30 protein-coding genes, 2 tRNA genes and 2 pseudogenes are annotated in these 22,160 nt (G+C 47.3%); all 34 read right to left on the bottom strand.

Going from position 1 to position 22,160, the window contains the following annotated elements; genetic code table 11:
* A partial coding sequence (locus tag DXA97_RS18400; RefSeq protein ID WP_147355607.1) for a lysozyme occupies positions 1-223 on the bottom strand: 223 nt, incomplete at its 3' end.
* Between the two features lie 18 nt (positions 224-241).
* Positions 242-508, bottom strand: coding sequence for a hypothetical protein (locus DXA97_RS18395; protein WP_118721364.1), 267 nt, complete (start codon positions 506-508; stop codon positions 242-244).
* A gap of 122 nt (positions 509-630) precedes the next feature.
* Complete coding sequence (locus DXA97_RS18390) at positions 631-951, bottom strand: hypothetical protein (RefSeq protein WP_347561699.1); 321 nt, start codon at positions 949-951, stop codon at positions 631-633.
* A 364-nt stretch (positions 952-1,315) separates the two neighbouring features.
* Entirely contained in the window at positions 1,316-1,741 is a 426-nt protein-coding gene (locus DXA97_RS18385) for a hypothetical protein (RefSeq protein WP_118721362.1), read from the bottom strand.
* The gene (locus tag DXA97_RS18380) at positions 1,728-2,456 is read right to left on the bottom strand and encodes an acyl carrier protein (protein ID WP_118721361.1); all 729 of its coding nucleotides are present in this window, start codon (positions 2,454-2,456) and stop codon (positions 1,728-1,730) included. Before DXA97_RS18380 ends, DXA97_RS18385 begins: the two co-directional genes overlap by 14 nt.
* 346 nt (positions 2,457-2,802) lie before the next feature.
* Positions 2,803-3,465 (bottom strand): hypothetical protein, encoded by a 663-nt coding sequence (locus DXA97_RS18375; RefSeq protein ID WP_118721360.1) that lies wholly within the window; start codon positions 3,463-3,465, stop codon positions 2,803-2,805.
* Positions 3,462-3,995, bottom strand: a complete 534-nt coding sequence (locus tag DXA97_RS18370; RefSeq protein WP_118721359.1) for a putative phage tail protein — start codon at positions 3,993-3,995, stop codon at positions 3,462-3,464. The genes DXA97_RS18375 and DXA97_RS18370 overlap by 4 nt, the downstream gene beginning before the upstream one ends.
* Positions 3,982-4,314 carry a hypothetical protein gene (locus tag DXA97_RS21325; RefSeq protein ID WP_243107760.1) on the bottom strand — a complete coding sequence of 111 codons (333 nt, stop codon included), beginning with the start codon at positions 4,312-4,314 and terminating at the stop codon, positions 3,982-3,984. Before DXA97_RS21325 ends, DXA97_RS18370 begins: the two co-directional genes overlap by 14 nt.
* Complete coding sequence (locus DXA97_RS21320; RefSeq protein WP_243107759.1) at positions 4,293-4,796, bottom strand: baseplate J/gp47 family protein; 504 nt, start codon at positions 4,794-4,796, stop codon at positions 4,293-4,295. The genes DXA97_RS21325 and DXA97_RS21320 overlap by 22 nt, the downstream gene beginning before the upstream one ends.
* Positions 4,739-5,014 carry a hypothetical protein gene (locus DXA97_RS21315; protein WP_243107758.1) on the bottom strand — a complete coding sequence of 92 codons (276 nt, stop codon included), beginning with the start codon at positions 5,012-5,014 and terminating at the stop codon, positions 4,739-4,741. The genes DXA97_RS21320 and DXA97_RS21315 overlap by 58 nt, the downstream gene beginning before the upstream one ends.
* Positions 5,007-5,390, bottom strand: a complete 384-nt coding sequence (locus tag DXA97_RS18360; protein ID WP_118721358.1) for a DUF2634 domain-containing protein — start codon at positions 5,388-5,390, stop codon at positions 5,007-5,009. The genes DXA97_RS21315 and DXA97_RS18360 overlap by 8 nt, the downstream gene beginning before the upstream one ends.
* A complete protein-coding gene (locus DXA97_RS18355; RefSeq protein WP_118721357.1) occupies positions 5,390-5,647 on the bottom strand; it encodes a DNA helicase in 258 nt (85 codons plus the stop codon). Before DXA97_RS18355 ends, DXA97_RS18360 begins: the two co-directional genes overlap by 1 nt.
* Positions 5,648-5,663: 16 nt before the next feature.
* Positions 5,664-6,647 (bottom strand): hypothetical protein, encoded by a 984-nt coding sequence (locus DXA97_RS18350; RefSeq protein ID WP_118721356.1) that lies wholly within the window; start codon positions 6,645-6,647, stop codon positions 5,664-5,666.
* Between the two features lie 15 nt (positions 6,648-6,662).
* On the bottom strand, positions 6,663-7,055 hold the full coding sequence (locus tag DXA97_RS21310) for a LysM peptidoglycan-binding domain-containing protein (RefSeq protein ID WP_243107757.1): 393 nt from the start codon (positions 7,053-7,055) through the stop codon (positions 6,663-6,665).
* Between the two features lie 267 nt (positions 7,056-7,322).
* A pseudogene (locus tag DXA97_RS18340) lies at positions 7,323-8,696 on the bottom strand (tape measure protein); the annotation flags it as partial.
* An 11-nt stretch (positions 8,697-8,707) separates the two neighbouring features.
* The gene (locus DXA97_RS18335) at positions 8,708-9,214 is read right to left on the bottom strand and encodes a hypothetical protein (protein ID WP_118721354.1); all 507 of its coding nucleotides are present in this window, start codon (positions 9,212-9,214) and stop codon (positions 8,708-8,710) included.
* 164 nt (positions 9,215-9,378) lie between these two features.
* Positions 9,379-9,792 carry a phage portal protein gene (locus DXA97_RS18330; RefSeq protein WP_118721353.1) on the bottom strand — a complete coding sequence of 138 codons (414 nt, stop codon included), beginning with the start codon at positions 9,790-9,792 and terminating at the stop codon, positions 9,379-9,381.
* Positions 9,793-9,802: 10 nt separating this feature from the next.
* On the bottom strand, positions 9,803-10,279 hold the full coding sequence (locus tag DXA97_RS18325; protein ID WP_118721352.1) for a phage tail tube protein: 477 nt from the start codon (positions 10,277-10,279) through the stop codon (positions 9,803-9,805).
* Positions 10,280-10,293: 14 nt separating this feature from the next.
* On the bottom strand, positions 10,294-11,343 hold the full coding sequence (locus tag DXA97_RS18320) for a phage tail sheath subtilisin-like domain-containing protein (protein ID WP_118721351.1): 1,050 nt from the start codon (positions 11,341-11,343) through the stop codon (positions 10,294-10,296).
* A 3-nt stretch (positions 11,344-11,346) separates the two neighbouring features.
* Entirely contained in the window at positions 11,347-11,778 is a 432-nt protein-coding gene (locus DXA97_RS18315) for a DUF6838 family protein (protein WP_118721350.1), read from the bottom strand.
* Positions 11,768-12,280 (bottom strand): HK97 gp10 family phage protein, encoded by a 513-nt coding sequence (locus DXA97_RS18310; RefSeq protein ID WP_118721349.1) that lies wholly within the window; start codon positions 12,278-12,280, stop codon positions 11,768-11,770. Before DXA97_RS18310 ends, DXA97_RS18315 begins: the two co-directional genes overlap by 11 nt.
* Positions 12,277-12,495 carry a hypothetical protein gene (locus DXA97_RS21305; RefSeq protein WP_243107756.1) on the bottom strand — a complete coding sequence of 73 codons (219 nt, stop codon included), beginning with the start codon at positions 12,493-12,495 and terminating at the stop codon, positions 12,277-12,279. Before DXA97_RS21305 ends, DXA97_RS18310 begins: the two co-directional genes overlap by 4 nt.
* A gap of 111 nt (positions 12,496-12,606) precedes the next feature.
* Positions 12,607-12,960, bottom strand: coding sequence for a hypothetical protein (locus tag DXA97_RS18300; RefSeq protein ID WP_118721348.1), 354 nt, complete (start codon positions 12,958-12,960; stop codon positions 12,607-12,609).
* A 10-nt stretch (positions 12,961-12,970) separates the two neighbouring features.
* Positions 12,971-13,975, bottom strand: a complete 1,005-nt coding sequence (locus DXA97_RS18295; protein WP_118721347.1) for a major capsid protein — start codon at positions 13,973-13,975, stop codon at positions 12,971-12,973.
* An 18-nt stretch (positions 13,976-13,993) separates the two neighbouring features.
* Positions 13,994-14,599 (bottom strand): phage scaffolding protein, encoded by a 606-nt coding sequence (locus DXA97_RS18290; RefSeq protein ID WP_118721346.1) that lies wholly within the window; start codon positions 14,597-14,599, stop codon positions 13,994-13,996.
* A gap of 130 nt (positions 14,600-14,729) precedes the next feature.
* Positions 14,730-14,927 (bottom strand): hypothetical protein, encoded by a 198-nt coding sequence (locus tag DXA97_RS18285; RefSeq protein WP_118721345.1) that lies wholly within the window; start codon positions 14,925-14,927, stop codon positions 14,730-14,732.
* A gap of 208 nt (positions 14,928-15,135) precedes the next feature.
* Positions 15,136-15,285, bottom strand: a complete 150-nt coding sequence (locus DXA97_RS20410) for a hypothetical protein (protein WP_182436961.1) — start codon at positions 15,283-15,285, stop codon at positions 15,136-15,138.
* Complete coding sequence (locus DXA97_RS18280; protein ID WP_118721344.1) at positions 15,279-16,889, bottom strand: minor capsid protein; 1,611 nt, start codon at positions 16,887-16,889, stop codon at positions 15,279-15,281. Before DXA97_RS18280 ends, DXA97_RS20410 begins: the two co-directional genes overlap by 7 nt.
* On the bottom strand, positions 16,889-18,313 hold the full coding sequence (locus DXA97_RS18275; RefSeq protein ID WP_118721343.1) for a phage portal protein: 1,425 nt from the start codon (positions 18,311-18,313) through the stop codon (positions 16,889-16,891). Before DXA97_RS18275 ends, DXA97_RS18280 begins: the two co-directional genes overlap by 1 nt.
* 13 nt (positions 18,314-18,326) lie before the next feature.
* Entirely contained in the window at positions 18,327-19,739 is a 1,413-nt protein-coding gene (locus tag DXA97_RS18270; RefSeq protein WP_347561701.1) for a PBSX family phage terminase large subunit, read from the bottom strand.
* 16 nt (positions 19,740-19,755) lie between these two features.
* A pseudogene (locus tag DXA97_RS18265) lies at positions 19,756-20,322 on the bottom strand (terminase); the annotation flags it as partial.
* Between the two features lie 277 nt (positions 20,323-20,599).
* Entirely contained in the window at positions 20,600-21,574 is a 975-nt protein-coding gene (locus DXA97_RS18260; protein ID WP_118721342.1) for a ParA family protein, read from the bottom strand.
* Positions 21,575-21,678: 104 nt separating this feature from the next.
* A tRNA-Met gene (locus DXA97_RS18255) sits at positions 21,679-21,752 on the bottom strand.
* A 2-nt stretch (positions 21,753-21,754) separates the two neighbouring features.
* Positions 21,755-21,828 (bottom strand) — tRNA-Ile (locus tag DXA97_RS18250).
* Positions 21,829-22,160: the final 332 nt, after the last annotated feature.

The following is a 22,160-nucleotide window of genomic DNA, read 5'->3' as shown; positions in this document are numbered from 1 at the left end:
CCACCTTCGGGCCATACTTGCGATTGATGGATTCACGCAGCCACTCATCTGCCGTCTTCTGGCTAATGCGCAACCCCTGGCAAATCGTGGTGCCTGTGATAGACTTGTCTGCAGTGGTGGTGCCATAGCCGATGGTCCAGACACCTACGGCATCCTGGTAAGCTGTCAGACGGCAGCCTTCAAATTTTTTGATCAGCGCAAGTCCTTTTTCTGATATTTTCATTTGATTATCCTTTCTGCCTTATTTGCAGCTTACATCGTCAAGCTCAATGCCTTCCATAACCGCCCTGGCTTCCAGCACCGCAAGGTAATCCGTCATGGCGGTCAACTGCATATTATAGGTACTTCTCGGACATGTCGGCTTAAACGGCAGCGTGCCTGCATCCCATTTCTCTAACATCCCTTTCAAGCCATAATATCTGATAGCCAGCTGATTATACTCAGCCTTAAATCTTTCCTTATAATCTGCGCTGTTCATCATTTCGACAGTTTCGCTTAATTTCATCATAGATTTGTCCTCTTTTCTTCTTAATTATTATAAGGGTAGCGCTTAAATCGCCCATTGCGATATCGCAACAACATGGCGGCCGTCACCCGGGCCGCCGCGGGAGATATCTGGATCACCTCCTCTCAATGCTTATCGCTGTACCTTGTCCGCTGCCATATCTCGGTCACACGCTCCCATCCGTCCATTGCAACCAGCGCTACTATAAAAGCTGCAATCATACAAGCAAATAAAAGATACCAGGTAATCGGCTTTGACATCCAGGCCAGCAGCGCCACCAGTGCCACCGGGCAAAGGACCAGGCTCAGCACGATCACAACCACGGCGGTCGGCACCTGCTTAAAGCATGGCAGTTCTTTGATTACCTGCGTAATTACAGATACTAAAAAAGCCATCACACCGATGGCCACCAACACATACGCTGCATACTGCAACACGTCGTTCATATTCATTTCTTATCCTCACTTTCTGCCGATTCATACGGCAATGCCAGGCACCTGTTATATAGTTCTTCGCCGGTTCCATTGCCACCCAAAGCCTTATAAGCTTAAACATGTACTCCAAATTGTCTCGGTCTTCGAGTGTACAATATCCCCGTTTTAAATAAAACTGGCACGCTTGGTACAGCCTGTCGTGGAGCAGGGCCAACACTGCAGCATTGATAGACCGCGCTTTTATCTGCTCCGTTTTGAGCTGCTTGGATAATCTGCGATAAGCTGCGCCCAGGATGCCGGAGATAGCCGCAAAAAGCCACGCAACCCAGTGCGTGGCTATGTACTGTAAAATCACTTCAATCATCGTGTATCTCCCTTATATTAATTTGTAATGCGGACGCTCCTCGCCGAAAAAGCGGTACCGGATCCAGTCATCCAGCACAATGCCGATCAGGCTCACTGGCACCCACAGCACCATGTACTGTGGACAGATCTGTCCCAGGACATTGCCAGGCATCCCGCTATAATCCCACACGCCCCAGCCAAGCCACAGATTGACGATGCAACCAGTCAAAAACTCCAGGGCCGTGATCCCGATCGTGCCGATCCACACCTGCTGCCATAGCGGCGTATCCCACTGCAGCACCTCATTGATCAGTCCAAGCATGACAAAACACAGGCCGCCCAGGATAAACATAGTCCAATGGCTCCAGCCCCGCCAGATCAGCTCGATCAGCACATAAAGCGCACCGCCAACGTCAAACAAAAAGCTGTATTTGCAAAACAGTTTAAGCATCCGCATCATCTCCCGCCAGACTCGCAATCTCTAAAAGATATGCTTTGAGGACCTCCGACTGGTACTGCTCCGGCACATCCACACCGTAATAGATCTGCTGCAGCTCATCAGCTGTCTCGCATCCGGCTACCCACATGTTAAGCGCGTTGCAGTAGGTGGTATGGTAGCTGACATGCTGCATGGCAGCCGCGATGATGGTCTGCATGTCTGTCGCACTGTAATACCGACACGGTTTGCCGTCAGAGTGATACTCCAGCTGCTCAGTTCCGGCCGCAAGCTGGGCCTGCTTACCAAAAAGGTTAAGTTGATCATGCTCAGTCAGCGCAAAGTGCTCCACGGTGCCGTCTGCCAGTGTTACGCTGATGCCAGCATAAATAATCTGCTCACACGCCTGACTGATCTCCTGCTTTTTGGCAGCCTGTAGCTCTGCAAGGGTCGGCTCATACGGCTCTGGCGGCGTGACCGGTTCCGGATCCGCAGGCGGCACGTACACGCTGCCGTCATTTGACAGGTAGATGATCTGGCCCTCATCGCGGTACACTGTGGTCCAGCCGGTGAGAGTTGTGGCCAGCACATCACCTGCAGTATACAGCTCGATGTCGCCGCCCCAGGCTGTCGGTACCGCGTCTGAAAAGATGATTTGCAGCACATGCTCTGCTGTCGGGATAATGCTCCGGATCTCATACGTCCGCTCAGATCCGGATAATTTGATTTTTTCCATTTGGGATACCTCCTAATGTATTTTTATGTATAATAAAAGGCCCCGAAGGACCTGAATTTTCTATATTTATAGTTCAAAACACCAAGGCGAAAAAACTGAACCGTAATTATGGTAATATGAGCGGAGAAACGATAGAAAAATCCTTAAAAATGGTTTTTGAACAGTCCGATGCCGGCTCAATTATTTTGGGATTTTTCTTTAACTCTGGCGTACACACAGTTTTTGGTTTTAAGTATGACACCCAAAAATATGGGTATGTTGAATCTATGAGCTGGAATTGCCAAGAGCATCATTATCTTGTCTATTCGAATGGTGTGTATACATTTACAAGCGCATAGAAAAAATATCATTCTGAAATAGCCGAACGGATTAACAGATACCAAAAACCGACTGTAGTGTTATTGCCTGCAATTAATGAGGTGCAGTTACAAGATATATATCCATCATCAACCCAAAAGCGCAATCCATAATTTTCGGCAGTGCTACCCACAATTCTTATTCCAGTTAACAGTATATCGGATTTTTTAATATTCTGATCAGAGACAACGCAAGTGTATGATGCGCTAGCAGCCCATTTTATATTACTGAATTGGGCATATCCAGCTTTTATAATGGCCGTCCGATTCTGGTTGGTGTTTAGCACATTATAAAGGTCCATCAGCTGCTTGCCCTGCGCCGCCGACAACGGCAGCTTTGCATTGTCGGTCACGCAGTTATTTACGATCTGTCCCAGCATACACACGCCGGTCATCCAGTTTTTGATATCGCTAAAAAACTTCCGAGTTTTGCCTAAAAACACCTTTGTGCTGTCACCAGCTGCAGGCACCGGATACTCTGCAGTAGGCTCCTCTGCAGATGTGATCACGGTATCGGAGATATCGCCGCCGGATGCTGATGCTTTCTTCGCAACCTCTTCATCGATGACATCCATATTGTTATTGATATCATCGATATTGATATACTCATTCTTTTCTGGTTTTTTCAGTTTTAAGTTTGTTGTTTCTTTCATAGCTCCACCGTCCTTATTTCTTCCCACGTGTATGCTGCAGCTGTCTCCCACTTCAGCACGCTGCTGTCCGCCCAGGTGTTGTAAATGTACTCATATTCCACTTCAAGATGCGCAGGCTTTATTTCTTCGATGGTCAGTTTCAAATCTGCCATATTTCCCGGGATGCCAAGAACGCCAACGAAGCGGATTACAAAGCGACTGTTTTCATTATCCTCTATAACTTCCACTTCGCCATTTGAGTAGCTTCTGGATACATCCTCGATCATACTTTTTGTCGTGGTTCCGGCACCGGAAATTTTTGCCCTTATGCGTTCGCGCCGGAACCGGTCCGACTTTGATACATCCACTGTAAGTCCTAACAAATGCTCATACCTTGGGAGTAGTTTTGATGCTGTTGTCACAAAGCATTCTGATATAGTATCACTCAGACCATTTTCCAGGTCATCAGTAACAGCTGACAGAATCTTTTGCAATGTCTGCATCGTATCATTTTGGTCATAGTATGGAGGCAACACTTTAGTTAAGTCCAACAGCACTCACCTCCGACAAAGATATGGTACCGATAATCGGCACCTGCTTTTCTCCTACCGTAACATTTCCTGTTCCACCGTTCAGCGTGAAGCTGTCAAAATCTTCCACTCCGGGCACATCAAGCAGTAAGCTTCCAAGTTTCGCATAGCTCACACGGTAGGAAGAGAATACTGTATCGCTCAAAAAATCCTTCACAGCGATTTCATAAGCTTTTTTTACATCGCTCAGACTCTTACTTCCGTCCAACTGTACATTGGCACTGATCGCAATATTCAGTGCCGTAGGGCTTGATACGGTTACAGTTGCCCGATCGGGCACACCGTTTCGATGTGCGCTGCCACTTTGGCCGGGAGTCCCTCAGCAATCAGCCGATCAGCGTCTACTACCAGGATGCCAACAGTTCCCGGGCCATTATCAAGAGGGAATACTTTTGCGGCTCCTACCCCCGGAACCTCCAGTGCCCATTGCTGATAATGATAAGCATTTCCAGATGTTGCCGGAAGCCGTACCTTTTCCATGAGCCTGGTTCTTAATGCATCATCTGTCTCCTCATCTGCACCTGCAGTGATAATATCCCCCAGCGTTGCCGTCACTCCATTTACAGCAGACAAAGCCTGCATTTCTCCGACATACTGGTTGCCGATTGTTCCAGGAGTCTCGCAGGTTGCCTCGTATTCGTATTCCGACAATGCCGCTGTCACCGCATAAACCAAGTTGCTGATTGCCCATCGGCTTCCGATATCTACCACGCCTGACGCAGTCGTTTTTCTGACTGCAGCTGTGGCTGGTTTTCTTTCCACGCCGTAGGCAGCACAGCCCGGTCCAGATATTCGCCCAGTGCTGTATCCGGAAGCACAAGGTCAATAAAATTTGCAAGCTGAAAATACTGATCAGCGAGGAAATACGCTGCAGGCGCCAAGGCATCATAAATCACACTACCCTCACGTTTGTCGATATCTTCCGGCACTCGGTTTAACATATTCTGCAAAATATTTTCATAAGTCATATCTTCATACATTGGCTTCCACTCCCTCCCTTGTGATTCCGAAAATGCTTGTAACATCAAATGTGCACTGGCACACATTGCCAGAAAATTCAAAGGAGAAATTATCAACCTCTGTGATGCGATTATCTTCCAGCAATGTTTCCTGAATCATCCGCTTCATTTCTGGCCGGACATATTCAGGATCCTGCCCAAGCAAATCTCTCCAATCTACTCCATAGCCGAAGCTGTAAATCGGATACTCAAACTGCTGCGTAGTCAGCCGCTTGTGGATGGCTTGGGATAACGCTTCCAAATCTGTTACGAATCCGTTAATTGCCGTCTGCGAGACATTGTACGACCGGTTGGAAAAGCTCTGCTGTTCAATCCGCATATCTGTTGTCAGCTCCATTATTTCAGCGCCTCCCCCTTTATTTCATCCTTAAATGCCGTATTCTTACCAATGATCTCTAAGATATAGAATTCTTCCCAGCCTGTCGATGCCAGCATTCTGACCTTGTCACCGGCTTTCAAGGATGATTTCATGTTGCCTGAAAGCTGAGCAGCTGGAACCGTAAACCTAGCATCCACCTGTACCCTGGCACCGTTATAGGTACCGATCAGAATAGTCGGAAGTTTCACAGAATTCAAAAATCCGTCCACAATCATCTTGATTTCTCATTGATCAATTTGCAATCACCTCCAGCTCCATCGTATGTACGGGCAGATATTTATGCGTGACTGACTTGACAATCACCCGCCGGTTCAGTTCGATGTCGGCCACGCTGCCATAAATGCTGCAGCCTGCCCGGACGGAATGATCACCCAGGCAGGACAGCTTGATGGTCTCTTTTTCGTGGTTATACAACTGTAACAGCTTTTTGGCTTTCTCCTGCAACTTTGCGGAATCCGTACTCTTGTCTGAGACATGCTCGTAGTACTGCAGATTACCATACCGGTTCACGGATTCCTGAGCAGATGCTTGTGTGGTCTGGGCTTTTCCGCTCCCTTCATCCATCCAGGATAGCTTCACGATGTTGTAAAAATTATCATCGATGCTCTTTTCCCAACTGTATCCATATGCAAGGGACGAATCTCCCAGGACAAGCGGGAGCTGCAGATCCCACAAGCTGTCTAATTTAACTTCGCCATATACATCTGCCAGACGGTACCAGTCGCCTTGTGGCTTTTCCGCAGTTTTTGTATTGAGCAGAGTGTCCGAAATCAATCCATAGATTACATCTATCCAAGTGTCCTGGTACTTCACCTTGTCGGATGGTACTTTATAAGCCACGGCCGGCATTGTTCCGGATTTTAAATTCAAAAATTTGCACATATTCTGCGTTACAGTGCAAATATCATCCTGTCCGCCTTTCAGCGTGATGATATCCTTTGCCTTGCCGTAACGCAGCTGATCGTATGCCTTAACCTTTACCTTCCGGTCTTCACCCATACTGACCTTAAAAACCACGCCAAAAAAGATCCCATCTGTTTCGCTGGTATTGGTCAGACGCACAACATCACCGTTCTGGATCATCAGCTCGCTTTCATACAGGTAAGCAAATTCCAGCACGGATGCCCCGTTGTTCAGTTCATCCTTCCAGCTGATTTCCAGACATAATTCGGATATCTCCCAAATTTTACCGTTATTCTCGACACATAATTGCATAGGAGACTCCTTTCGTCAGGCTGGTATTGAAAATGTTTGCCCCGGATAAATCAGATTTGGATTTTTGATTTTATCCGAATTTGCACTCACGATTTTCGAATACTGGTTTCCATTTCCGTAAAATTGCTTTGCGATTTTCCAGAGCGTATCACCTTTCTGGACTGTATAGGTTTTTCCCTGTTCCACTGCCTGGTTGGAAGGCTGCTGAACCTGCGGCTGCGCCACGGTAGCCGTAGGTGTGACAACTGCCATGTACTTCTTGCTCGGTGCCTTGTATTGCAAAAACGAGAGAGAAAGGTATTTATCCCCTTCCTCTCCCGCTTTTTCCGTTATGCTACATGACTCAATCAAAACCTTTGCTGATTCATCGTCTGTCTCCCCATTGGAGTAGATCAGCTGGATTGGCAACTTGTTCTTTTGCGCCTTTGTAATTGCCTGATGTATTTATCTGGATCCGCATCGCTTCCCGGCTCCATGTAGTGGACGTCCCGATGAGGCAGCTCACATTCCTCGAATTCATACCCACACAATTCCGCATAGGTAGGAACGCAGACTTGTCCGGATCTTAAGACCTGATATTTCTCCACATTCAGCTTCTGAGTCTTTTTAATTTTTTCCGGGTTGACCGGAGCTTATATTTTTTGCCGCTGATTTTTAAATACACGCTGTAGCTCATCAGTATAGTCCCTCCGGTGTTTTGTCGATTTCATCCTGCAGGATCTGAGCCACTGCAGGGCCAATCTTTTCATAATCGAGTTCCTGATTGATGTCTCCTGTAAAGGTAACCTGGATGTTCGGTGCCAGGGTATTTTGTGCGATTCGGGCAACATAATCACGCTCTGCCAGTTCTCTGAGGTAATCAATATCCTCATCTTCCAGCTTTACGTTCATACTGCCATTCTTGCCCTTTCCTTCTACCTTTGCGGGATTTCCAGCGGTACCTATGGAGCTAAAATCCATACCACCAATACCACCACTGACAAGATTGGATATCTTGCCCGCCAACGCTGATCCTTTCGCGTAGCCTTTGCTGGCAGCTGCGCTATAGTCCATCAGTTCCGGTTGCTTTACATATTCTTTCCAACCACTTTCATCCTTTATGGTTTTTGCCTTTGTTTCAATTCCATTTTTTAAAGCGTCTAGTCCGGATGTGATATTCACAGAAGCGCCAGGGATTTTATTGATAATATTCTCTATAGCTCTGGCCATGTTTAATACATAACTGATGCACGTATTTGCCATATCCAGGAACAATACTTTCACCGCTGCAACCGGATTGTGAAAAACATTACCAACAAAATTGGCCAGCATAGCGAAACCGTTATAGGTCGGGAAGATAAAATTATTATAAATTCCCGCCCCAAGAACATATACTGCTGCTCCAATGATGCCCGTTGCGCTCACCGATGATCCTGTCAGCTTATTAAAGGCCGCAACGCCCGCATATAACATTGCAATCAATGCTATAAATCCTATCGCCATCAATCCCGCCGGATTCATCGCACAAAGCGCATTCCATGCCGCGGTTGCCTCATTCAGCACCCACTGCGCAGCTGCTGCACCGTAGGTAAATGCCGCATACACCGCAAGTCCTGCTGCAATTCCAAGCAAAATCGGACCAATAATATCCATGTTATTGGCAATCCAGTTTAGAGCCAGTAGGAACGGTGCAGATGCGTTCTGTATCGCATTCATGCTCCTGGTCCACAGCTGTGCCCAGGTCATAGGCATGGAGTTAAACTTCTGATTGATTTCATCCATAGCGGCCAACTGCGCATTCTTTACGATTTCCGCCGATAACGCACCTTTTTCCGCATAGGATTTAATGGAACCTTCCGCCCAGCCCATGTACTTCTCGATGTTACGGGCAATACTCGGTGCCGCTTCCAGGACGGAGTTAAGTTCATCACAGCGAAGAGCACCAGAACCCATTGCCTGGGTCAACTGAGTCATGGCACCAGCCGCTGCCCCCGCTTCGGTTCCGCCGATTGCAAACTGCTTATTGATAGACTCAACGAATCCAATTAGCTCTTTCTGGTCTTTGAAAGCACTCGACGCATTTAGGCCAAGCTTGCGACGCCATTAGCTGTACTCTCATACGATGCCCTGGAGCGCTGCGCAGAAGCATATACTTCTTTCTGCAGGTTTGGATTGATAACATTCCCGTTATTATCCTTGTTGATCAAGCCGAGACGGGTATTTGCATTCATGTAGTTATCGGATGCATTCAGGAGCTTACCACCAACGTCTATTGCTGTTTTTGCCGCAAAAAGTTTGCCAAGAGCTCCAGCAACCTTTTCAGCTTTGGACTTCGTTTTATCAACTTCATCCCCCAGTCCCTTGACCTTTTTTCTGGCCCTTTCCGCACCAACGCCAGCATCTTCAAACCCTTCCTTCGCTTTCTTACCGCTCTTTCCAGCTCTGTCCAGGCTGGTTCCTGCTTTGTCAGCCGATGCGCTGACATCCTCCACAGTCTTCGCGGCCCTGTTGGATGCCTGCTCCACGCGGTTAATCTGAGACAAAAATCCGCCTGCAGCCAGTTCGATCGTAGCCCTTAATTTTGCCATCTACCTCACCCCTTTCGCAGCACGCTTTTCTGCCTCCACCCTTAATTCGCAGCTGGCAGCAATAAAAGCTTTCTCCCGAGGAGTCATAGCGGCAAATTCTTTCGGGAGAATATGTAATTTCTGCAGAGCAAAGTGCGCCAGCAAAAATTCCGGATCACTTTGCTTTATTCGTTTTTTGCGTCATTTTTCAAATCATCAAAATCATCCGTACCAGACAGCTCCTGGACTGCGTCGATCAGAGCATTATACTCGTTGGTATACAGCATCTTTTTCAGGAGTTTTACTTCGCCGAGAACGCCATATGCTTTCTGCAGCTCTGCGTTTTTCAGATCCGGGAATACAACAGCTTCGGCGGTAATCTCGTCAACATAACGGATACGGTCAAACTCGCTGGTCCCCTTTTTATTGGTCTTGACACAGGCGCGCTGAATCTTATCACAAATCTCCTGCTCCAATGGGCGGATCACGAACGGCATTGGCTTGCCGTCCTTCCCCTTAAAACGCTCAGATACAAACACCTCTTTTTCCGGGGTAATCTCCGGATGTAAAAAACCATATAAATCTCTTACTTCGCTCATAGCCACTCTCCTATCTCATGTTCTCCGGAAGCTGGAAAGCTTCCAGGCAGTCACAATCATCAAACGTAAAATCAGAATCAAAAGTGATCGGGTCTTCGCTGCTGTCATCCAGATACGCAACCGGGATCTTTTTCAGGATTACATGGAACAGTGTAACCGTCTGACGACCAACCGTAGACTGAGGATCCTCATTGGTAAATTGCATCGACGCACCTGCAAATTTACCGGTTTTTTTGTATTTCGCAAATTCTTTCAGTGCATCAGAATTCATGAAATAAAATGTAGCGCTTCCGCTTCCGCTGGCACCGGTTACCTTATGCTGGACCATACGATGCCCCATAAGCTGCTTTTCTGTTACTTTCAGATCGACATAAGCTTCCACTTTCGACAAATCAAACATCCGCCGGTTCTGACCATCGCGGGTAATATAACCCATTCCCTCAGATGATCCAAGGGTGTCAGAAAGCATAGTATAGTTCTCTGCCATATCTCATATCCTCCTTAGGTCAGATTTACATTGATGTAAGCAAGCTCCATGCTGCCTACAAGCTGCACACCACAGTTAACTAATACTGCGTTAATCGCAGTTCCAGCCCCAACAGTCACATTGTCAGAATCAAAGTTCTGAATTGCTCCACGACGCTCTAGATCAGTAAAATATTCAACTAACATTCCTTTGAAGATTGAACGGCCTGTTGCATTGTTGTCGTACTTGCCCTTGATATTCGCATCCCAAACAGACTGGATGTCACTGCGGATACCGCAGGCAGTTCTTACAGACCGGTTCTGCTTCATCATATCACCCTTTGTCTGGGTAGTAGATGTCAGAGAGTTGATATCTGCAACTACCGTCACATTCTGGTTGCGATCCACGTCAAGCAGGAGCTTTCCGGCCTTAATCGCTGTCTCCTGTTCCGATCTCGTCATCCTCGGCACCACATCAATCGCACCTACAAACTTCTGCGCTGTGTTGGACTTCGTAATGCTCGAACCAGCGGTAATACCGCCAATCCATGCCGCGGTCTCATATGCTGTCAGCGTAGAACCATCCGAAAGGATTACGCCCTGCACGCTGTTGATCACATACTCCGAATCCGCAGCATAGTTCGGCAGCACTGCCGTTACATTCTTGCCATCGTCATCCTGCATAGATTTAACCCAGGTCGCGATTGTCTGCTGTGCCGTAGATGCTGAGGTACCTGATTTTGCATACGGATATACCAATACGTCAAAATCTACGGTTTTTAATGCCGCCAGCATTGCTTCCACATGCTCGTCCGTGTGAGCTGACGGAAGCTTGTATAAGAGCACTGTCTTTGCTCCCAGAAGGGCGAGACCGGTCAGTTTCTTATCTGCCGCAGTCGCATTCTCTGGATAATTTGCTGCGGATGCGGTAATCTCATAGATTTCGTTGTCCGTACCCACAGACAGTTCCTGCGCAATCACCACCGTACCGCGGTCACCCGCGGTGATGCTCAGTGGAGTATTGGTCTGCAGATTGATGTACGCCCCAGGAATCACCTTGTTCTGGCTTTCCCATGTACCTGCCATAGCTTATTCCTCCATTTCAACATTTGCATTAAGTTCTTCCATCTTCGGCTCAGCATCCTGCCTGCATTCTGTGTAAGTGGCGCTGAACATAAAATGAAGAACATCATCGGTTACATTTGCATTCTTTTCTCTCACATAAAAAGAGATGCCATCGGCACTGATCACATCGAAGTGCCGTAACATCTCCTGTTTTACTTTTTCACATTCTTTTCTGCGGTCCTGGATATCGCACCCAGGAAAATACTGCACATCAAAGCTCTGTTTGACCCGTTGCTGATTTGCCAGCCGCCGGCTGACATCCGTATCGATGATCAGGACCAGAACAAAGGGCAGTTCCGCATTCTGCGGGATATTGTCTCGGTAGATTTTGGCAAGCTCCGGCACAGCAGTCCGGCACTCTGCTGCAATCGCTTTATACAGTGTATCAATCCCCATCCTCATGCTCCTTTTTAATCCTTACCAATTCCGCTTCGAACAGGGCCACCAGCCGACGGTCGATGTAGGAGACCCCTTTTTCCAGCAGATAGGTACCTTTCACAAAGCCTTTTGTCGGACCGCCCTTTCGCAGCACGATACGATGACCGTAATTCCAGTAAGAAGCATACTCTGCTGTATTTACCAGTACCTTCTTTGCCCCGGACGCTGTTTTGGAAGCCGGAGCAGATTTCCAGGATTTTTTTAGCAGTCCACCAACAATAGTTTCCTGAGTCTTGAAGCTCACGACCTTGCCTGCCTGCGGTCCATTCTTAATCGTAAAAGTAACCGGATTCGGATGGAGCCCAGTCGGTGTCCGCTCCTTCAGCCATCTGATGCCCTCATTTACGGCCCTGTTAAGCACTTTGACATCTACTTCGGATAAGTCGCCTAGCTCTGCTTTCAGTTCTTTCCGAAACTGGTTGATAAACGCTTTATTCCGTCGGTAATTGGAACTGCTCATGCCTTTTCGTCCCTTTCCACGCGACACTGGCACTGGAATGTGTAAGGATGCACCTCGCCAACCCTAAGATGGATCTCTTTGCCGTTTCGCAGTGTCACAACCACCTTATCTCCCTCCTGGATGTCCGTTTCCAGCCCGCAAAACAGCTGATTATTTGCGGATACGGACGGGACCGGAAGGCCTGCCGTGTCTGTCCAGAAAGGCTGTAACGACATTTTACTTTAGATGCCACACAGACATCCCCGGAAGTATCAAAGCCAGCGTCATCCTTTGCATTCTGGTATCTGTATACGTCCATCATGGAATCATATAAAACCTCATATGGATTAAGCATATCCCCTCAGCCTCCTAAACCGACGCAGAATCGCCTTGTCGGCACCAGACAAGCCATAAATGTTCTCACGGCTGTTACTACTATCTGTAGCATATGTGATACTTCCATCGCCCTCCTTGATGCTGGCAATCTCCTGTGTGTATCCCGGTCCGTGTACCATTTCATAATCTACGACGCCCTTTACCTTCCGGCGCACAAACGGCTCCAAATCGTCCGGCAGATCTTCCGGACTCAGATTACAATAATCACAAACACCAAGAATAACATCGGAGATGTCGAGATCTCGCGTGTCATCCTCCAGTTTTAGATTATTTTTCACGGTAATCAACATCTCCGATTTTGTCATCTTGGCCTCCTTATCCGAGCTTATGCTTAAACGCTACGATGCGGATCTGCTTCGGCTCATATACCGGCTTCCAGTTTTTTGGGTTTGCCAACTCCGTTCTGGACGGTCCCTCTGTTTTCTCCATAACAGCATTCTGCCATGCGATTCCTCTCGGATGCAGGATGTTCGTTCTGCGGTTAACCAGGAAATCAACGCCAGAACCCTTACGTTTCGCACGATCGGTCTCAGTCGGGATATCTCTCACCGGACTGCCATTACCAAGAGCAACAGCCCCCTCGCCGAAAAGGTAGGTGGTATATACGCCATCAGTCACCGGGCAAGCATCATCAACAATCACTCTCTTGCCCTGATAGACTTTAAACGCAACATCATTGGACGGCTGTACCGTATCGATCAGGTTCTGTTTTTTCAGATAAGCTTCTGTCGCAGAGTGCATGCAAATACCTGTCAGCAGCTCTTTTGCATCTCCCAGTTTCTGCTCGGCATCGATAAATGCGGAACCGGACCAGTTTGCCTTTGCACCGCTCAAGCCGGAAATGTCCAGGATATTGGATGCCAGTCTGGTCTCTGCAGCAGGGTCTCCGCTTAATCCTGCCGGGATAGTGCCAAATACGCCGTTTAAGATAGCAATCAGCTCTTTCTGCATATCACGCTCCCAGAATTTGGCAACAAGAGTAGCGATTGCCTGCATCGGATCCGTGCCAGAAAGAGCTGCCGATAAATCCGTCGAGCTCCACATCTTTGCTCTGCGAATGATTACAGCCACGTCCATATTGGAATTAATCCCGTTGTCCGCAAGGTCAACGCCCTCAATAACCTGTTCAGAATCTCCGGTCAGATCCTCGAAGAACGGCATCTTAACCATCGGAGAATCCTGAGATGCCAGCTCATCAAACCGTTTGTCGTTTTTAATAATTCCGCTCTGCACCAGAGCAGATAATTCCATCGTACGATTAATTACATACGGGTCAAAAAGTTCCGGGACGATAACGTCCTGTAAGGTTGTTCCTGCCATTTAAAAATCCTCTCTTTCTTAAAGTTTTACGCCTGCTGCAGCCGCCAGCTGTCTGGCCTGCTCTGGATTCTGCCGGAACAGGCGTCCCTGTTCGGTCAGATTGTAGGTCTCCTTCGCAAACGGATTGTTTGCCGGGGGGTTGCCGCCACCAGTAGGGTTATAGCCACCAGCTCCGCCTGTAGATTTAAACAGATGCGGAGACGCCTCTCTCATTGGTTTCAGCACATCATCCAGGCCGATAACCTTGCCCTCTTTATCAAAGGTAAACTTGTCCAGTCCGCCCTGCTTGTAGATGATGTAATCTGCATCCATAGCGCCAGCCTCTTTCAGCTTATCTTTCAGGGCATATTCCTTTTTGGTGTTTTCCGCAGCTGTTTTAAGGTCCGCAACTTCAGCTTCGTAGTCTTCGACTTTCTTCTGCAGATCTTCGTTGTCTGCATTGTTCTTTTTCAGATCCTTGATGGTATCGTTGGCCGTGCTCAGCTCTTTCACCTTGTCATTGTAGTCCTGCTTTGGTACTGCATGCTTCGGGAACTCAGCGTTGATGGTTTTCATGGTTGCCTCAACATCCAGCTTTCCATCCGTGATCACTGCCTTTTCCAAAATTGCTTTTAACCATTCCATCGTATCTACCTCCATAGATTTTTATTCCCGCTCTCCGGGTATTGGGATTGACCGGTTATACTCCCGGCAGAGTAGACCCAGTTTTGTGCCTTATGGCAGGGCATAAAAATAACACGCATCTCTGCGTGCTTTAAACTTCTTCTATGTCTTCTGAGTCACAAAAACCATTTATGCAACTTTTCCTCACCGCACCTTTATCGCCATTTTCAAACTCAAATTCGATGAATTCCGTGTCCTTGACAAAGTCATCCTTCATAAGATCGAGCATAACCTTGTATGGAATGCGAACGCCCAGAAAACTACCTCCGGTTGCATAAATGTCAATCATTGTGGGCTTCCTTTCCGCATCTGGTACACCGCCTTACATATCCGCCATACGGGCCAGATGCACGGCTCCAGTGTTTCCGATAGCTATGCCGGCAATAATGCTGCCGGAACCAGATTAATACATTCATGTGCTCACCTCCCTGCTGTTGCGATGTCGCAACACTTAAAAATGGGTATAAAAATACCACCGGCCTACTGACTGGTGGTATTTATTGTCCCTGTTCCCATGACCATTCCTTCACTTTTTCAAGAGCTTCTACCGCCTCTGGCGGCGCATCTTCCAGATGACACCCCACCATGTAGGGCTCGTAAATACTCATCAATTTTTTTATTTCTTCTGGATATTCGTTAATTACCATGATACTTTTCCCTTTCGTTTTACCATCATATAATCGGCTTCAACTTCGTCAAATCGGCCTATCATATAGTTATTCATTGCATATCGGCTGATTTCACTAACATTGTACTCATTGATTCCTAGCTTGTCAATGCGCTTCTTGCACTGTTTGCAAAGGTGTATCATATATTGACGCTTATTCTCCTGGGTAATGGTTTTCCCGCTTTTTCGATAATCCTCCGCCTGCTTTAAATGCCACATTTCATGATATTCCGTATCCCCTGGGGCAACGGTATCGTCCCCAACGACAATTTGCGGGACATAATACACTGTGTTTGTGACGGCATCATACTTTCCGTATGCACCAAGCTCATCTGACGAAACAATTACCATCTTCGGCTTTTTCTCCGGTGGGATTCCCCATTTTTTCATTGCGTCCTCAGTATTTTTATTAATTTCATGTAGAGCTTTTGGCTTAATATCTGCGGCATCTGATGCATAAACTTCACCAGGATAACTTTCGACCTTTCTGATAGACACCTGTTTCCCTTTTCCGATGTCAATCTGTTCTTTCTCTCCTCTATCAACAGGCCTGTACAACTGTTCCGTATCCTTTACGCTTTCGTCTAGGTATTTCTTCTTCCACTCCTCATACGTCATGCTCTCCGGCACTTCGATGCTGTGACCGTCCTTATCCCTGGCAGCCCATGTCATTCCTTCCGTTGGCGTGTCTGGATAATACGGCACATCCGTACATCGGCAGAACGGATGGAAGGGCGGCATGTTCTTTCCAGTCACCGCTTCCGATACTGGATAGATTTTGCCATCCAGCCTGCCGCAGATTCCACAAGTCTTGCTGTCCAGCGTGGCCAGGATCTGATATTGTTCAACTCCATCCTCTTTGTAACCGGCATGAGTGGCCTCGCTCATGACATAAGAGCTTTCTGTGTGCAGCAAGCGGTAAGCATCAAACTTCTTTGCCTGCATTTTCTTTGCAAAGTCTTTAGCGAGATTCTGCGGTGACGCGCCCTGGATCATCATGTTTGTCAGCGACTCCATGATCTGTCCCTGTAAATGCTCCTTCTGCTTCCAGAGACGATCCGAGAAGTTCGCGCCATTGAACGGATACTTCAGCACCGCTTCAATGGTTCTCGGCTCGATCTGAGCGAACTGGGCATGGAAGCCACGATATCGGTCCGCATCATACCAGGTACGATGATAGGTGTTCGTATATACATCGCTCATCATCTTTTCTGCATTTGCCTGGTAATCAACCGCATACAGCTGGTTCAGGATTGCATCCACCTGTGCTTCCAACGCTTGGTAGCGCGTCATGCGGGCCTTGATGGACTTGTTATTAACCTCCTGGTTGTATTTGCCAATGTTCTGCATTGCCAGGTCTATAAACTCCCTCAGCCCCTTCATTTCGGCCTTATCCAGACGTTTCTGAGCCTCTGCATACGTCAATCCATTCTCTTCCGCATACCGCCAGTAAAAACTTTCCACCGTCTTCTGCAATTCTCTCTTGGCCTGGTTGAACGCTTTTTCCAGCCCAGTGAAATATTGGTTCACCGTCATTTCCCCGGCTTTATAGGTTTCTTCCTGGCGTCTCTCCCAGTAGGACATCACGCATCACCGCCCTGGTCTTTCTTGTCCTCGCCTGAATCATCGTTTTGGGCCGGATCGTCCTTCGGAAACATCTCGGAGATCTCAGCGGTGTCCGCATCCTCCTGCTCTTTTAGTAGTGCCATCTCTTTCTCAGGATCCTCGACCCACGGATGATGGGCAACGATCGTCTCGTCCGAAATAACTCCCTTACTCTGCGATGCAATCTGGGCCAGTTCCTGATCGTTCTGCACGCTGGTACGTGTCCAAGTCTGGATAATGGTATCATTCTTAATGGGAATACCAAGCAAACGGCACACGCAACGGACAAAGCGGCCGAAACAAAGCTTAAACTCGGTTTCCTGCAAACCAGCTTTCTGTTCCAGAAGCGAATACAGGAATTTCAGTGCCACACCAGAAGAATTGCCGAAATTCTGCGGATCCGGGTCAATTCCCATCCACTGCTCAAAAATGCACTTTCTGGTTACCTCGAGCAACGTCTTTTTGGCTTCTACTGGCAAATCAATCGTGAGTGTGGAAACACCGGAATGAGCCCCGTCACCTTCATCTTCAACCTGAATCGTTTTATAATCTTTCAGATCCCGCAGGAATTGCCCTAAATCAGCACCTCCGTAATTGGTCAGTACAAAGATAATCTCCTGGATATCTTCCAGATCATTAACAAAACCGCTGAACACCTTGCAGTAGACATCAATCAAAGGTTTGATGTTCTGCAGGTCATTTGTATCAATATTGTTGTTAAAAAATGGGAAAAACGGCACTTCTCCGATGCCGTGCTGGTAGCTTTCCGAGAACTCACACAGTACCGGATCTATTAAAAACATTTGATACGGAATCAGCTGATCCAGCCTATCCCCAGCCTTTAATCGGTATGCGGCGCATTCCGTATCGCTCCAATACTCATAAATGGTATAGGTATCACCTGTTCCATCATCAATTTTCTGGTAGCTCCGAAACGCTCCCAAAAGCTCTTTTTCCAAGCTATCAGACCAGATGGGAATCACCTGTTCGGCTGGGATCACAGCATAATTCCATGCGTCTTTTTTATCGCGCCAAATGTGCAGCCAGCCAACAGTACAATTTGATGCCTCGATACACAGGTCCTTACAGATTTTTGCGTATTTGTCTCCCAGGAACTTTACAAGCTTATTGTTTGATGCTTTTATTCCCAGATCAAAAAGTGGAGGTGCTGTGAACATATAGGATGCTTTCTGGTTTACCAAAAGGCCGTGATAATTGAACGGGATTCGGTTATTTGCATTCCTGAGCGGCCGTTCCTTCTCCTTCCTCTCTTCCTCCGATGGCGGGAATTTGATGTCTGTATCATTTCGGTAATAAGCTCTGGCTTTCATGGCATTACTCACGAAGTCCGTATGCCCTGGCTGATACTTTCGGATCAGTTTCTTTATCACTTCAATATCCATTTCGTTTGTCACCTCACTTTAAAATCTTCATGCCACCAAACCTGCGGATGATCGTATAACAAAAGTACCGGAGCGCATCAAGCGCATGATCATGTTCCTTTACCGGCTTATCTTCGCCCCGTTCCCCCGCCTTTGCATCCCAGATGTAGGACGCGAATTCTTTAATCAGGTTCTCACAGGACGAATCTACAAAAATGGAACCCGCCAGTAGCAAAGTTGCTACGAAACGGATTCCGTCTAAAACATCATTCTTGGCTTTCTTTACTTTGTACCCGTCTTTTTCCAGTTGGGCTTTAAAGGATGCCGCTGCCGGGTCCAGGATAACGGCATGGATGCTCTCCCCGGCTAGCCAGGTCGTCAGGTCATCCGAGAATTCCTTATCGGTCTTCTGCCGACCTTTGTCCCTGCCAGAGTAGTAATACTCTCTCCGGCAGTACCATTTGCCGTCAGCACCCTTGCTCCACAGCAAGAACGCCGTAGGGTTCTGTGTACCGTAATCGCAGCTGACGTATTTATCCCCCACCCAAAACTCTTGACCGGTCTTTTCCCGGTACGCAGCTGCCGTGGCCTCTGCATCTACGGTGTTCTTGTCCGGGTCGAACATGTCATAGATGATGCCCTCAGCCATAGCCCAGAGGCCCTCGATGTAGCGCTTGAAGAAAACGCCATTATACATGCTGCGGTATCTGGCTTTGATAGTTTCCGACAAGCTTAGGTTGTCATCCATTGTGAAATGCACATACAGGAGCTTTTTTAGGTTCAACTCCGTGCCTTTCGCCTTGGCTTCTTCCTGCAGCTTGGCAGTCTTTTTCTTGCCAAGGTAACCGATGGCTTTGTCAATCCAGTTGACCTTAAACCAGTGATACGGTCCGTCCGGATTGCAGTTAAACCAGTATTTGGACCCCGCCACAGAACAACGGCCAGTTGCCTGGTTGACGAAGCTCTCGGGCATCAGTGCGACCTCATCACAAAAGACTCCGGCCAGGGTAATGCCCTGGATCAGATCCTGACTTCGTTCATCCTTGCCACCGAAGATATAGAAGTAATTCGTGACACCATTCCGGCTGACTTCCACCAGGTTATCCGCCCGGTGATCTGCAACCTTATAGCCGCGGCTTTTCAACATCAATTTCAGCCAGAACAAAACATTTCGCCGGAAGGACCCAATCGTCTTACCGCACATCGCAAAATTCTGGCCGTTAAAGTTCTCCATCGCCCAGAACACAAAAGACAGTGACATGCAGACCGTCTTTCCTGATCGGATCGCTCCATCCGCGATAATACCGTCATAGTCCTTTACAGGGCTGTCCGGCATCCACCAGGTAAGAATCTGCTTCTGTCTCTGAGAAAACGGCTGGAACTGAAATACCTGGACCTTTGTCAGGATTCCCCGCTGCTGTTTCATAGCCTGCAGCTTTTCTTTCATGCCGGCAATGCGCTCTTTAATCGTCATCCGCATCACCCCACAGACTCCGTGATTCTGTATTCAGCGCATCCAGGAATCCATCATCCTCAATCTGCTGTTCCTGACCACCAAGCTTCAACGCTGCCAGATCAAGCTTCATCATCTCGATTTCCAGACGCGCATCATCCACGCCATATCGATGCAGCGCATCAATGGCAGCCTGTTTTCTGGCCTGCACACGGGTCAGGGCATCCTCGATATTCTGGATCTGACCCAGCTTGCCGCGGTATTCCAGAAGATCAGTCTCCTTATCCTTTTCCAGTCCGCTCTTGTGACTCACCACCGTCATACCAGTCTCATCTCCCGATGATGCCCCGGAATCATCCAGGGACATCCGCAGCAGGTTGATCCTTTTTAGCATCCGGCGCTCTCTGACCGTGAGGAGCTGAATCTCCTGCATGAGAAGTTTCTGCTTGTCCTCCGGCACGGCCTGTGCCAGGCGCTGCTCCTCCGGATCCAGGCAATCAAAAAGGAGAGTTTCGAACTCTCCCGTGGTAACTGCATTCTTGTTGTTCTCCGGAGCGCCGCCGTTATTGCCGATGGCATTCTGGTTTTTAGGTTGAGCCCCACGCTTACGCTTTTGCGAACGCTCGCTTTTCTTATCCGACGTTCGTTATCCCACTTATGTGTACACTTCCAGCGACGGACCGTGCCTTCCGGCAGATTTAGTTGACTCGCAATCTCAACCAATTTCTGACCTTCCAGATACATGGCCTTCGCCTGTTCAATTCTTGGATCCGGCGCTCTGGCCATGTCCGATCACCTCGATTCGTGTTGTTTTGAGTATAAGAAAAGAGCCACACGGGGTGGCTCTGTAGTACTCATTCCAATTTCATTATAATATCAATTATACCTTCATAATACTTCACGCTTTCTCTAGCACGGCTTATATGTTCCCCCTTTAGCCCATCTCTTCCAGTGCATTTATAAACCGGCTTTTTTGCATTTTGCGAATACGGAACCAAACTATGCAAATTCGGAATAGCTCCTAGTTTATAATCATCTCTTTTTACAACTTGGTCTAATGGAGTAAGCTTATCTACGATATTTGTCCTAACAGCTCCATCTACTTGATTGCCAAAAATCTTCCATCCATTAGTCATACCATCTTCATCTTTTGTTCTTAAATTATGTTGTTGTGTAACATACCCCACAAATTTAGGGGCTCCAGTTGGCAATTCATCCATTTCACCTTTCCATTTTATCAAATTTCTATCCCAATCTTCTCTCCATTTAACAAATTTATTTCCTAAATTTTCTGTACCTTTAATCGAAAATAAATCTGGTGAAAGTGGAGTCACAAAATAATCGCAACCTCCTAATACAGCCCTATTCAAAGCACCTAAATTAGGTCCTAAATCATATAAAATATATTCCGCATTGATTTCTTTCGCGGCATAAAGGACATACCGATATATTGCAATTTGTGCTCTTAACGATATTTCCTGATTTGATGCACTTGACCAGGTTTCACCCAACCTATCTTCAAATATACTTAAATCAATATCTCCCGGCACCAAATACAAATAATCATTTAACGGCACTGGTTTTCTTTTTCTATAATCTCCTAAACCTCTTGCTATAAGCTCTATAACTCTATATATACTATTTCCTCGTTCCGACCAACTTTGTCGAATCTGGGATTCTTCTAGTGCATACGCTGTCAAATTACATTGACTATCGCAGTCAACCATGAGCACAGTTTTTCCAGCATCTGCAAGAATGTTCGCAATATGGTATAGATATGTGGTTTTTCCAACTCCACCCTTATTGTTAAAAATAGCAATACTCTTCATATTTTATCTCCCTTCTTCTCTCATCATACCTCAAATTCTGACAAAAGAAAAGCACCCATCTCACGACAGGTGCTTTCATGAAAGAGGGCTTCTTATGAAGCAAATAGCGAAGGCAGGATTTGAACCTGCGACCTCCGGGTTATGGGCCCGGCGAGCTTCCTGACTGCTCTACCTCGCAAATTGGAACGGAAGGACTTGAACCCTCGACACGCTGGATATAAGCCAGCTGCTCTGACCTGCTGAGCTACGTTCCATTATGCAGCTGTTTGCAATCGGTGACTGCCAACCAAATCCCCAGCCAGGCTGTGACACCCGGCAGGGAGAAAGTAAAAGTGCAGTCCATGCAGCGCCGCTTGCACCAATTGCTTGATGGTTTTCATTCTCCAGATCCAGGAGAACAGTTTTGTTAAGGCAGTAACGGAGCCATGAAGTGGACTGCCAATGTGCGGCGCGCTCAAAACAAATAATCAAAAGGCAGAAGCCGCAAGCTGTATGCCTTTGGCTTCATGCTACACTATATCATTTTGATTCGTAACATGTGTAACATTCGTAACACAATTTATTTTTCACCCATAAATCTCAAATA

Origin of the sequence: Clostridium sp. OF09-36 (assembly GCF_003481985.1) — a bacterium.
Taxonomy (GTDB): Bacteria; Bacillota; Clostridia; order Lachnospirales; family Lachnospiraceae; genus Brotaphodocola.
The sequence above is the reverse complement of the archived record's forward strand: the minus strand, read 5'-3'. Positions and strand labels throughout refer to the sequence as shown.

Coding starts and splice junctions, on each gene's coding strand:
- DXA97_RS18285 (WP_118721345.1), bottom strand. CDS start 14,927: ATGATTGACATTTATGCAACCGGAGGTAGTTTTCTGGGCGTTCGCATT.
- DXA97_RS20410 (WP_182436961.1), bottom strand. CDS start 15,285: ATGGTAATTAACGAATATCCAGAAGAAATAAAAAAATTGATGAGTATT.
- DXA97_RS18270 (WP_347561701.1), bottom strand. CDS start 19,739: ATGAAAGAAAAGCTGCAGGCTATGAAACAGCAGCGGGGAATCCTGACA.
- DXA97_RS21315 (WP_243107758.1), bottom strand. CDS start 5,014: ATGTATGAAGATATGACTTATGAAAATATTTTGCAGAATATGTTAAAC.
- DXA97_RS18375 (WP_118721360.1), bottom strand. CDS start 3,465: ATGAAAGAAACAACAAACTTAAAACTGAAAAAACCAGAAAAGAATGAG.
- DXA97_RS18325 (WP_118721352.1), bottom strand. CDS start 10,279: ATGGCAGAGAACTATACTATGCTTTCTGACACCCTTGGATCATCTGAG.
- DXA97_RS18295 (WP_118721347.1), bottom strand. CDS start 13,975: ATGGCAGGAACAACCTTACAGGACGTTATCGTCCCGGAACTTTTTGAC.
- DXA97_RS18320 (WP_118721351.1), bottom strand. CDS start 11,343: ATGGCAGGTACATGGGAAAGCCAGAACAAGGTGATTCCTGGGGCGTAC.
- DXA97_RS18355 (WP_118721357.1), bottom strand. CDS start 5,647: ATGATTGTGGACGGATTTTTGAATTCTGTGAAACTTCCGACTATTCTG.
- DXA97_RS18290 (WP_118721346.1), bottom strand. CDS start 14,599: ATGGAATGGTTAAAAGCAATTTTGGAAAAGGCAGTGATCACGGATGGA.
- DXA97_RS18330 (WP_118721353.1), bottom strand. CDS start 9,792: ATGAGCGAAGTAAGAGATTTATATGGTTTTTTACATCCGGAGATTACC.
- DXA97_RS18280 (WP_118721344.1), bottom strand. CDS start 16,889: ATGTCCTACTGGGAGAGACGCCAGGAAGAAACCTATAAAGCCGGGGAA.
- DXA97_RS21305 (WP_243107756.1), bottom strand. CDS start 12,495: ATGTCGTTACAGCCTTTCTGGACAGACACGGCAGGCCTTCCGGTCCCG.
- DXA97_RS18300 (WP_118721348.1), bottom strand. CDS start 12,960: ATGACAAAATCGGAGATGTTGATTACCGTGAAAAATAATCTAAAACTG.
- DXA97_RS18380 (WP_118721361.1), bottom strand. CDS start 2,456: ATGGAAAAAATCAAATTATCCGGATCTGAGCGGACGTATGAGATCCGG.
- DXA97_RS18335 (WP_118721354.1), bottom strand. CDS start 9,214: ATGGCAAAATTAAGGGCTACGATCGAACTGGCTGCAGGCGGATTTTTG.
- DXA97_RS18260 (WP_118721342.1), bottom strand. CDS start 21,574: ATGAAGAGTATTGCTATTTTTAACAATAAGGGTGGAGTTGGAAAAACC.
- DXA97_RS18310 (WP_118721349.1), bottom strand. CDS start 12,280: ATGAGCAGTTCCAATTACCGACGGAATAAAGCGTTTATCAACCAGTTT.
- DXA97_RS18350 (WP_118721356.1), bottom strand. CDS start 6,647: ATGCAATTATGTGTCGAGAATAACGGTAAAATTTGGGAGATATCCGAA.
- DXA97_RS18385 (WP_118721362.1), bottom strand. CDS start 1,741: ATGCGGATGCTTAAACTGTTTTGCAAATACAGCTTTTTGTTTGACGTT.
- DXA97_RS18275 (WP_118721343.1), bottom strand. CDS start 18,313: ATGGATATTGAAGTGATAAAGAAACTGATCCGAAAGTATCAGCCAGGG.
- DXA97_RS18315 (WP_118721350.1), bottom strand. CDS start 11,778: ATGGGGATTGATACACTGTATAAAGCGATTGCAGCAGAGTGCCGGACT.
- DXA97_RS18360 (WP_118721358.1), bottom strand. CDS start 5,390: ATGGAGCTGACAACAGATATGCGGATTGAACAGCAGAGCTTTTCCAAC.
- DXA97_RS18395 (WP_118721364.1), bottom strand. CDS start 508: ATGATGAAATTAAGCGAAACTGTCGAAATGATGAACAGCGCAGATTAT.
- DXA97_RS18390 (WP_347561699.1), bottom strand. CDS start 951: ATGAACGACGTGTTGCAGTATGCAGCGTATGTGTTGGTGGCCATCGGT.